Annotated in this window: 12 protein-coding genes; 7 read left to right on the forward strand and 5 right to left on the reverse strand. The window is 29.9% G+C overall.

The features are described from left to right. Positions 1-5: 5 nt before the first annotated feature. Positions 6-383, reverse strand: coding sequence for a RidA family protein (locus L992_RS04805; RefSeq protein ID WP_047384568.1), 378 nt, complete (start codon positions 381-383; stop codon positions 6-8). 345 nt (positions 384-728) lie between these two features. Here L992_RS04805 and L992_RS04810 point away from each other — a divergent pair, with 345 nt between their 5' ends. The 3 genes from L992_RS04810 (at position 729) to L992_RS04820 (ending at position 4,623) form a co-directional block, all read left to right on the forward strand. Further along, entirely contained in the window at positions 729-1,742 is a 1,014-nt protein-coding gene (locus L992_RS04810) for a PTS sugar transporter subunit IIC (RefSeq protein WP_047384570.1), read from the forward strand. A gap of 116 nt (positions 1,743-1,858) precedes the next feature. Then, a complete protein-coding gene (locus L992_RS04815) occupies positions 1,859-3,163 on the forward strand; it encodes a Na+/H+ antiporter NhaC family protein (RefSeq protein WP_047382467.1) in 1,305 nt (434 codons plus the stop codon). Positions 3,164-3,177: 14 nt separating this feature from the next. Continuing rightward, positions 3,178-4,623 (forward strand): flippase, encoded by a 1,446-nt coding sequence (locus tag L992_RS04820; protein WP_047394672.1) that lies wholly within the window; start codon positions 3,178-3,180, stop codon positions 4,621-4,623. A gap of 12 nt (positions 4,624-4,635) precedes the next feature. On the opposite strand, the gene L992_RS04825 is transcribed toward L992_RS04820, so the two are convergent. From L992_RS04825 to L992_RS04840, 4 genes are all read right to left on the reverse strand, one after another. Next, positions 4,636-4,914 (reverse strand): DUF2325 domain-containing protein, encoded by a 279-nt coding sequence (locus tag L992_RS04825; protein ID WP_047382471.1) that lies wholly within the window; start codon positions 4,912-4,914, stop codon positions 4,636-4,638. 14 nt (positions 4,915-4,928) lie between these two features. Further along, positions 4,929-5,264 (reverse strand): DUF2023 family protein, encoded by a 336-nt coding sequence (locus L992_RS04830; protein WP_047382474.1) that lies wholly within the window; start codon positions 5,262-5,264, stop codon positions 4,929-4,931. Between the two features lie 108 nt (positions 5,265-5,372). Then, positions 5,373-6,182 carry a Cof-type HAD-IIB family hydrolase gene (locus L992_RS04835; protein ID WP_047382476.1) on the reverse strand — a complete coding sequence of 270 codons (810 nt, stop codon included), beginning with the start codon at positions 6,180-6,182 and terminating at the stop codon, positions 5,373-5,375. Further along, positions 6,172-7,305, reverse strand: coding sequence for a M20 family metallopeptidase (locus tag L992_RS04840; RefSeq protein ID WP_047394674.1), 1,134 nt, complete (start codon positions 7,303-7,305; stop codon positions 6,172-6,174). Before L992_RS04840 ends, L992_RS04835 begins: the two co-directional genes overlap by 11 nt. Before the next feature lie 224 nt (positions 7,306-7,529). Between L992_RS04840 and L992_RS04845 the strand changes: the two genes are divergently transcribed. The 4 genes from L992_RS04845 to dapD all read left to right on the forward strand — a co-directional run bounded on the left by L992_RS04845 (position 7,530) and on the right by dapD (position 10,689). Beyond that, a complete protein-coding gene (locus L992_RS04845) occupies positions 7,530-8,252 on the forward strand; it encodes a hypothetical protein (protein WP_081982706.1) in 723 nt (240 codons plus the stop codon). Between the two features lie 143 nt (positions 8,253-8,395). Further along, positions 8,396-9,271, forward strand: a complete 876-nt coding sequence (gene dapA / locus L992_RS04850; protein ID WP_047382480.1) for a 4-hydroxy-tetrahydrodipicolinate synthase — start codon at positions 8,396-8,398, stop codon at positions 9,269-9,271. Next, positions 9,268-9,966, forward strand: a complete 699-nt coding sequence (dapB, locus tag L992_RS04855; protein WP_047394676.1) for a 4-hydroxy-tetrahydrodipicolinate reductase — start codon at positions 9,268-9,270, stop codon at positions 9,964-9,966. The genes dapA and dapB overlap by 4 nt, the downstream gene beginning before the upstream one ends. A gap of 21 nt (positions 9,967-9,987) precedes the next feature. Continuing rightward, entirely contained in the window at positions 9,988-10,689 is a 702-nt protein-coding gene (dapD, locus tag L992_RS04860) for a 2,3,4,5-tetrahydropyridine-2,6-dicarboxylate N-acetyltransferase (RefSeq protein ID WP_047382483.1), read from the forward strand. Positions 10,690-10,925: the final 236 nt, after the last annotated feature.

A 10,925-nucleotide genomic window follows, 5' to 3' on the forward strand; every position in this document is an offset into this window, starting at 1 on the left:
TTTTATTATTTAACTGCAATTACTTCTATTTCAACTTTAACATCTCTTGGTAATCTAGCAACTTCAACACATGCTCTAGCAGGTTTAACATCTCCTAAATACTCAGAGTATACTTCGTTTATAGCAGCAAAATCGTTCATATCTTTAATGAAAACTCCAGCTTTTACAACATCAGTTAATGAGTATCCAGCTTCTTCTAAGATTGCTTTAACATTTTCTAAAGATTGTTTAGTTTGCTCTTTAACGTCATCAGAGATAACTGTCATAGTTTCAGGAACAAATGGAATTTGTCCAGAAACATAAAGTGTTCCGTTTACTTCGATAGCTTGAGAATAAGGTCCAATAGCTGCAGGAGCTTTGGCTGTGTTAATAACTCTTTTCATTATAAATACCTCCCAATTAAATTTAGATATTTAAATTTTAACATAAATTTATGACATAAACAACATATAAAATACTAATTTTAGGGATGTTTCTAAAAGTCTAATGTGAAAAATATAACAATTTTTCATAAAAAAAGATTTTATATGACTAAACAAAATTCATTTCCATGTAAAGTATAAATTAAATGTGTTAAACGTATATTGAATTGTTTTAAAAATAAACATAAAAATTAAAAAAGTACTTTACTTTTTGTAAAAAGTAAGGTATAATCAATTCTGTGAGAAAAAAAGTTTAGGTTGACCTATTGTTATTTTTTTAACAAGGTTAACGAGGAAAGAGGGAAAATGGAATTATTAAAAGGTTCAGTATTATTATTATTGGTTTTAGCATTCTTTACTGGGTTTAGCTTAAAAGCACCAAAAGGAATGAAGGCTATGGGTGCTCTAGCAGGAGCAGCAACGGCGAGTTTTCTAGTAGAAGCTTTCCAATTATATGTTGGTGGAGATCTTTTAGGAATTAAGTTTTTAGGAGATGTTGGAGCGTCAGCAGGATCAATGGGAGGAGTTGCGGCAGCAATATTAGTACCGTTAGCTTTAGGTGTAAGCCCTGTTTATGCAGTTATGTTAGGTGTAGTTTGTGGAGGAATGGGAATCATCCCTGGATTTATCACTGGATACGTAATGTCATTCATCATACCTAAATTAGAAGAGAAAATCCCTGATGGATTAGATTTAATTGTTATTATTTGTTTAGCGGCACCTTTAGGAAGAGGAATTGCACAATTCACTTCACCTGGAGTTACATTCGCTTTAAAAACAATTGGAGATATAATTATAGCAGCTCAATCAGCTAGTCCGTATGTAATGGCATTTATTTTAGGAGGAGTTATAACAGTAGTTGCAACAGCTCCAATAAGTTCAATGGCATTAACAGCAATGTTAGGATTAACTGGTTTACCAATGGCTATAGGAGCTTTATCTGTAATGGCTTCATCATTCATGAACTATGTGTTCTTTGATAGAATGAAGTTTGGAGATAGATCAACAACGATAGCTGTTGCAATCGAGCCATTAACACAAGCGGATATAATATCTGCAAACCCAATTCCAGTATTTACAACTAACTTCATAGGTGGAGGAATAGCTGGAATGATCGTTAACTACTTTGGATTAATCAACAACGCTACAGGAACAGCAACACCAATCGCTGGTTTCGCAGTAATGTTCGGATTCAACCCTGCTAAAGAGGTATTAATAACAGCTGGACTATGTGCTGCTGCGGGTATCTTAACAGGATTTGCTGGATCAATCGTATTCAAGAACTTTAAAATCAAAACTGTATCTGAAATAAGAGGATAATAGTTAATGTAAAAGCTTCGGTTAAACCGAAGCTTTTTTTTATTAAAAATTTGATAAAACTTGAAAAATAATGTATACTCATAAAAATGTATAAGAAAATAAAAAGGGGGTAAAAAATGAATACAAAAATAAAAGGAGACTTTAAAGGATTAATTCCATTTCTAGTTTTCATAGGTTTTTATTTAGGAAGCGGAATCATATTAGATTCAATGGGTGTGGAGTTAGCATTTTATCAATTACCAGCACCGGTGGCAATTTTTCCAGGAATAATTGCTGCATTTTTACTTTTCAAAGGAAACATTAAGGAAAAATTTGAAACTTTTTTAGAAGGATGTGGTCATCAGGATATTATAACGATGTGTATAATTTATCTTTTAGCTGGTGCATTCGCAGTAGTTTCAAAAGCTATGGGAGGAGTTGATTCTACAGTTAATTTAGGATTAACGTATGTACCTTCTCATTATATTGCACCAGGATTATTTGTAATCGCTGGATTTATTTCAACTGCAACAGGAACATCTGTAGGTTCAATAGTTTCGTTAGCACCAATAGCTGTTGGATTAGCAGATAAAAGTGGTGTTTCAATGCCGTTGGTATTAGCGGCATTAATGGGTGGATCAATGTTTGGAGATAACCTTTCAATAATTTCAGATACGACAATAGCGGCTACAAGAACTCAAGGTGTAGAGATGAGAGATAAATTTAAGGTTAATATAAAAATAGCGGCACCAGCAGCAATTTTAACTTTAATTTTACTAATTATATTTGGAAAGCCAGATGTAGCACCAGAAACTGGAGAGTATGTTTTTAATTTAATAAAAGTTCTTCCTTATATATTTGTGTTAGTTCTTTCTTTGATAGGAGTAAATGTATTTGTTGTTTTAACAGCTGGAATAGGACTTTCGGGAGCAATAGGTCTATTTTATGGTGATTTTACATGGTTGACTTATGCAAAAGAGATTTATAATGGATTCACAGGAATGACAGAGATATTTTTACTCTCTCTTTTAACAGGAGGTTTAGCATCACTTGTAACAAAAGCTGGTGGAGTAGAGTGGATAATGAATACAATTGAAAAAAGAATAAAGGGTGTGAAGAGTGCTCAAATAGGTATGGGGTTATTGGTAACATTAACAGATATGGCAGTTGCAAATAATACTGTTGCAATAATTATAAATGGACCAATTGCTAAGAAAATATCAGAAAAATATGGAGTAGACCCTAAGAAAAGCGCTTCTGTTTTGGATATATTTTCATGTATTGCTCAAGGAGCTATTCCTTATGGAGCTCAGATGCTGATAATGCTTAGTTTTGCTGGTGGTAAAGTTTCACCATTTGATATAATTCCGTTGTTATGGTATCAAATGATTTTAGCAGTAATAACAATCGGTTATATATTTTATAATCCAAAAGAAAATTAGAGGGATGTACAGAGATGTCAGTTTCAAAAAATTATTTATACAATGTACTACTTATAATAAGTAATACAATTTTCCCGATAATAACCTTTCCCTATGTATCTAGAGTTTTAATGCCAGAATATCTAGGGAAAGTTTATTTTGTGCAGGGAGTTGTAGCTTATTTTGTTATTGTGTCAGTTTTAGGAGCTCCAAATTATGGAATAAAAGAGTTATCTAAAGCAAAAGGTATCGGAGATTGGGGAGAATTTAAAAAGATTTTTACAGAACTTTTTTTAATGACAATTTTGAGTAGTGTAGGTTCTTTACTAATTCTTTTAATAACTGTAAAATCTTATGGTAAGTTTACAAAAGAAAGTTTAATATTTTATATTTTTTCAGCTCAAGTATTATTTGAATGTTTTCATATAAATCATTTTTTTGTGGTTATGGAAAATCATAAAAGAAGATTAATTCGTTCATTTACAATTAGAATTTTATCATTAGGATTTTTATTTTATTTTATAAAAACTCCAGATGATTATTATTTGTATGCTCTGCTGTTAGTTGTTCCAGAAGTATTAGCAAGAGTAGTAGATGTTTTTAGTGTTAGAAAATATTTCAATTTTAATTTTAAAGAATTGAATTTCAAAAGACATCTGAAAAGTATGTTGATAATATTTCTGTATATTTTTACGATAGGAATATATGGAAGTATTGATACCACAATGCTTGGAATAATGATAAACGATACAGAGGTTGGATTATATACAGCTGCTGTAAAAATGTATAAAATGGTCTTACCTGTAATATTAACCTTAGGAACAGTGTTATCTCCTAGAATAATTGGAGCTATAAAAAGAAAAGAGAAAGAGAATATTTATAAAAATATAGATGTATTTATGGATTATGCTTTTATAGTTGGAATTCCTGCTACAGTTTTGATGATGATTTTAGCTAGGGAATTTACAGTTTTATTTTCAGGAGAAGGATTTATTGGATCTATTGAAACAATGATTATAATGTCTCCTTGCTTAGTATTTTTGGCGATAGGGACATTTATAGGTGGACAGGTAATGTTGCCAAACGATTTGGAAAGAGATATATTGATAATCTCTATAGCTGGAGTATTTCTGAATATTGGGTTAAATTATTTTTTAATACCCCTTTATTTGAGAAATGGTGCAGCAATAGCTACACTCATTACAGAGATTATAATAGCATTAGTTAAAATTTATCAGATGAAGAGACTTTATTTGGATTATAAAATTATGACTAAAGATAGAATCTTAACAATAATTATTGGAAGTATAATTTCAATAGTGATTTATTTAAGAATAGATATGCTAAGAGCTTATGGAAATTTATTAACGTTAATAATTACTCCTATAATTTATGGGATAATATATTTTGTTATTTTGATTTTACTTAAGAATAAAAGAGTTTTAACATGGTTAAACTATGTGAAAAAAAGATTGCAATAATTGCAATCTTTTTTATTTGTAGACTTTTTCTAGGTTTTCTTTAAGTGTTGAAATACTGTTATTGTTTAAATGAACAATTGGAATATTTTGAGTTTTACAAACTTTAGTACAATTGTTTAAAAGGTTATGACTAACGAGATTTGTGAAAATTATACACATTTCACAATTTTTAATTTTTTTGCAAAAATTAGGGCATTGAGTATTGTAAACTTTTCCTTTAAGATTATAAGATTTTAGTAATTCTAGATATTCTCTTTCTCCTCTTTTTAAGCCACCCACAATAGCAACCATATTTCTTCCTCCTTTTATGAAACTTTGATATGTTCTCTGTTTTTAAATTGTATATATCTATCACATTGTTTTTTTCTGTCATATCCAAGCATAATTCCAAGAATAAAATCCTCTTCAGCAGTGTATTCAGAGAGATTAGATTTATCAATTTTTTTGATAACGTTGATACAAGATTCATCTCCAAAGAAAACATTGTATCTTCCATTTTTTATTTTATATATTTTATAAGCTATATTTTTTGTATTAAGTCTATCCTCAACAAATGTTAAAAGATCTTCAGAAATAGTATGTAAAATAAGGTTTCTAATACCTTTTTCAAACTCGTATATATGATGAATAAAAACTTGCATAAAACTCCTCCAAAAATTTGATACTATGATATTACCATGAGATGTTTTAAATGTCAATTATTTTTATTATCAAAGTATTTTATTTAAAAAGAAAAGTGGCTAACCACTTTACTTTTTAAATATTAATTTTTTTATTAGATTTGCCATACCATTGTTATTATTTGAAGTTGATATAAATTTACAGATATCTTTAATTTCAGGTTTTGCATTTTCAACGCATGCCGGAAGTCCAGCAACTTTAAGCATAGGCAAATCATTATAAGAGTCTCCAACGACAATAACTTCCTCTATTTTAATTCCAATTAAATCAACTAATCTCAAAAGAGAACTTCCCTTATCAACCCCAAGTTTTGTAATCTCAAGGAAAAATGGTTTTGAAATAGCGATAGAAAACTCTTTTTCTAACTCGTTTTTTAATTCTTTTTCAACTTTTGATAGATAATTAGGGTCTTCTAACATGATACATTTTACGCAGTCTTTATCGATAGCGGCTTTGAAATTTTTAACTTTTTCAAATGGCATCTTAGTTAAATCTACTTCAACTTCGATGTATGAGCTATAGTCTTCAGATACAATTGTATCTTCTAGGTAAGTTATAATTTCGACATTTTTTCTTTTACTAAAATCATAAAGCTTATGGATTTCATCAACTGTTAAAGTTTCTTCTAGAATATTTTTATTTGTTTTACAATCCGTTATAATAGAGCCATTATACGATAAAATAAAACTTCCATATTTTTCAAGTTGAAGTTCCTTAGCAAGATCTCTCATTGCATATGTAGGTCTTCCTGATGCTAAAACAAATTTAACTCCAGCTTCTTGAGCTTCCATGATGGCTTTTTTATCTTCAGATGAAATTTTACCTTGAGAGTTTAAAAGAGTATCGTCAAGGTCAGTAACAATCATTTTATATTTCATTGTTGTCCTCCCAAATTTTAGTGAATAGTTTAATTCCTTCAAGAAGAACTTTTTCATCAAAATTGAATGTTGATGAATGAAGAGGAGATACAAAGTTTTTCTTTTTATTTTTAGTTCCTAGTAGGAAAAATACAGCAGGAACTTTTTCACCGTAAAAAGCAAAATCTTCTGCTAATGCTAAAGTTTCACCTTCTATAAAATTAAAATTATTTGAAACGTTTAAAAACTTGTTATAAAGTTTAGCATCGTTTATAACTGCTGGATAAAGAATTCTAAATTCATCCTCCACTTTTATATTAAATGCTAATTCCGTTCCTCTATGAATATCCTTCATTCTCTTTATGATATTTTCAGTATCCTCTTGTGAATATGCTCTAATTGTACCATGGAAATCTACAGAGTTAGGAATAATATTTCTAACAGTTCCACCATTAAATTGTCCAACAGTTATAACACCTGCACTGAATGGAGAAAGATTTCTAGAGATTATAGTTTGATAAGAATCTATTATTTTAGTAAAAGGTATTAGGGGATCATTTGTTTTGTGTGGCATTCCACCATGCCCACCTTTAGCTATAATTTTACAATCAAACTCTGTTGCTTGAGCAAAAAAAGGACCGGCTTTAGTTGAAACAGTTCCTTCCTCTAAGTCTGGGAAAAGATGGAATGAGTAGATCTCTTTTACTTTATATTTTTCTAATAAACCAGCTTCACAAATAAACTTGGCTCCACCAGGTCCCTCCTCAGCAGGTTGGAATATTAAAAGAGTACTGATGCTTTTATTTTTAATAGTAGTTAGATACTGAGCAAAACCTAAGAGAGCAGCAGTATGTCCATCGTGTCCACATGCATGCATAAAGCCAGAGTGCTTTGATGAAAACTCACAGGTATTTTCTTCTTGAATAGAAAGAGCGTCTATATCAGCTCTAAAAGCTTTACAATACTCTGAATTTCCGGGAATGAAAACATAAACTCCCGTTTCGCAGATTATATTGGGATTATAACCCATAGCTGTAAGAGCTTCAATTATATATTTTTGAGTTTTGAACTCTTTAAAACCAACTTCTGGAATTTGATGTAAATCTCTTCTGTATTTAGTAATGCTATTTAATAGAAAATTCATGGTAACCTCCTAAAGAATAATTAATTAATAATATTCTTTTTTTTTTATAAAAACAAATTTTTAAAAAAACAATTCATATTTTAAGAACTTTATAAATATAAAATTGTAATAAAATATTTATTTATTTGAAATTTATATGAACAAAAAAAATAAGAAATTGATAAATTTAAAATCATGATTAAAAGAAGTAAAATATATATAAAAACTTTGAGAGGTGCATAGTGATGAGAGTTGTTTTGAAATATGGAGGAAGTTCAGTTGCTACTTTGGAAAAGATAGAAAAAATAGCAAATTATATAAAGAGTTTAAAAGAAAAAGTTGAAGAAATTGTTATAGTTGTTTCAGCAATGGGAAAAACAACAGATGAGCTATTGAAAAAAGCTCAATATTTTTCATTAACACCAAATAAAAGAGAGCTTGATATGCTTATAAGTACAGGAGAGCAACAAAGTGTTGCACTATTATCTTTAGCATTGAACTCAATCGGATGTGAAGCGGTCTCTTATACGGGGTATCAAATAGGATTAAAAACAAATGGAGAACATGGAGATAGTGAAATAATAAGTTTAGATACAGAGTTTTTAGAAAAAACATTAAAAAGCAACAAAATAGTTATAGTTGCGGGATTTCAAGGGGTTAATGAGATTGGAGATATAACAACGTTAGGAAGAGGGGGTTCTGATACAACAGCAGTAGCTCTTGCAGGTTTTTTAAAATGTGAATGTAAAATATATACTGATGTTGATGGAGTTTATACAGAGGATCCTAGAAAAAGTACTACAGCTAAGAAGATTTCTAAAATTTCTTATGATGATATGGAAAAGATGTCAAGAAATGGTGCTAAAGTTATGGAGACAAGAGCTGTAATGATAGGAAAGAAATATGGTGTTTCTATTTTTGTTGGAGAAAGCTTAGGGAACGAGAATGGAACTTATATAATGGACTAGAAAAAATAGTTTTTGTAAGCTGAAGTTATTAAAAAATAAATAGAATATAAAAAATCTAAAAAAATGAATTGAATTTTTTGAAACTAACCTATAATATAAAAGGAACATTTTCAAATTATAAATTTAGTAGTGGAGGGTAGCATATGTTTAAAGGATCAGGAGTAGCACTTATTACACCATTTAATGAAGATATGAGTGTAAATTATTTAGAGATATCAAAATTAGTAGAATATCATTGTGCAAATAGCACAGATGCTCTAATAATATTAGGAACAACAGGAGAAGCGAGTACACTAACAGATGATGAAAAAATAAAAATTGTTGAAACTGTTTTAGATGTAAATAAAAAAAGGCTACCTATAATTGTTGGTGCAGGTAGTAATAATACAAAGCAAGCGATTGAAATGTCTAAAAAATATGAAAGTATGGGAGTTGATGGCTTATTATTAGTAACTCCTTATTATAATAAAGGAAATGAAGATGGAATCTATAAGCATTTTATATCAATAGCGGAATTTGTTGATTTACCAATTATGCTTTATAACGTACCTGGAAGAACAGGAGTTAATCTATCTTTAGGATTATTAAAAAAATTAGCAAAACAAAAAAATATAGTAGCAATAAAGGAAGCTAGTGGAGACATATCATATGCATGTGAAATTGCAAGATTAGTTCCTGAATTAGAGATATATTCAGGGAATGACGATATGACGGTTCCTTTAATGTCGATAGGTGCAGTAGGAACAGTTTCTGTTTTAGCAAATATAGAGCCTAAAGTGGTTCATAATATGGTTTATAGCTATTTAAATGGAGATGTAAACGAAGCTAGAAGACTTCAGTTGAAATATAATGGATTAGTAAAATCACTATTTGTAGAAGTTAATCCAATTCCAGTGAAAAAAGCTATGAACCTTTTAGGTATGAATGTTGGTGGATGTCGTTTACCGTTAGGAGAGTTAGAACAAAAGAGTATAGATATACTGAAAAAAGAGCTAGCAGAAGTGGGTGAAGAGATTTGAAAATAGCTATGCATGGAACAGGAGCTATGGGAAAAACTATAAAAGAGTTAGGCGGAGAAAAAATAGTAGCTTTTGTTGATAATATAGAAGAGATAAAAAAAGATGAGCAGATTGATGTTGTAATTGATTTTTCACATTTTAGTAAATTAAATAGCTTAATAGATTCTTGTGTTGAAAGAAAATATCCATTAGTAATAGCTACAACAGGATATACAGGAGAAACTTTAGAGAAGCTTTTAGCAGCATCGAAACATATTCCAATTTTATTATCTTCAAACACATCTTTGGGAGTGAATGCAATGAATGGAGTTTTAAAAACTCTAACACCAAAATTAGAAGGTAACTTTGATATAGAGATAATAGAAAAGCATCATAATAAAAAGATAGATTCACCAAGTGGAACAGCAATAACTCTTTTAGATACTGTACAAAAAGCTTTAACAGAAAAATACAATGTGGTTTATGGTAGAGAAGGAGTGGCTAAAAGAGAGGCTAAAGAGATTGGAGTTCATGCTGTTAGAGGTGGAACTATAGTGGGAGAACATACAGTTATTTTTGCAGGAGAGGATGAGATTATTGAAATAACTCATAAAGCTCTGTCAAAAAAAATATTTGCTGTAGGAGCTTTGAAATGTGCTGAATTTATAAAAGGAAAAGAAGCAAGATTATATACAATGGAAGATATTTTTCAATAAAAATTAGGAGGTATTACAAAGATGAGATTAGAAACAGCTGAGGAGTTAATAAGTTTTATAAAAAATTCTAAAAAGAAAACATTAAGTAAAGTTTATATAAATGGAAGTGTTGATTTTGAAAATGATGGTATTTTTACTTTTAAAGGTGAAGAAGGAGTTATTTTAATAGGTGATTGGCAAGAAATTTCTATTATACTAGAGGAAAATAAAGAAACTATAAAAAACTATTTTGTTGAAAATGTAGCGAGAAATTCAGGTGTTCCTTTATTAGATACAAAAGCTATAAATGCAAGAATTGAGCCAGGAGCAATAATAAGAGATAAAGTTAAGATTGGAGATAACGCTGTTATAATGATGGGAGCTGTTATAAATATTGGAGCTGAAATTGGTGAGGGGACTATGATAGATATGAACGCTGTTTTAGGTGGAAGAGCTATTGTAGGAAAAAGATGTCATGTTGGAGCAGGAACTGTATTAGCAGGAGTGATAGAACCTCCATCAGCACAACCTGTAATAGTTGAAGATGATGTTATGATAGGAGCTAATGCTGTTGTAATAGAAGGAGTTAGAATTGGAAAAGGTTCAGTGGTAGCAGCTGGTGCTATAGTGTTAGAAGATGTTCCTGCTGGTGCAGTCGTAGCAGGAAATCCAGCTAAAGTTGTAAAATTAAAAGATGAAAAGACAAGTGAGAAGACTAAACTTGTTGATGATCTTAGAAAATAAATTTGTAGTTTGAAAAGATAGTGAAATCAATGGTTTTACTATCTTTTTTTTATTTTTAAAATAAAAAAAATAAAAAAAATAAAAAAAGTTGTTGACGAACTTTAAAATTTGTGGTACTATTATATTTGTCAGCGGGAAACACCGCAGACGAAAGAAAAAAATAAGGACATTAACAACCGAATAGAGAAAATAGTCAGAAGTTATGAAAATAACAAAATGCCAGAAATGGCAAACCA

This window comes from Cetobacterium sp. ZOR0034 (genome assembly GCF_000799075.1).
Lineage (GTDB): Bacteria > Fusobacteriota > Fusobacteriia > Fusobacteriales > Fusobacteriaceae > Cetobacterium_A.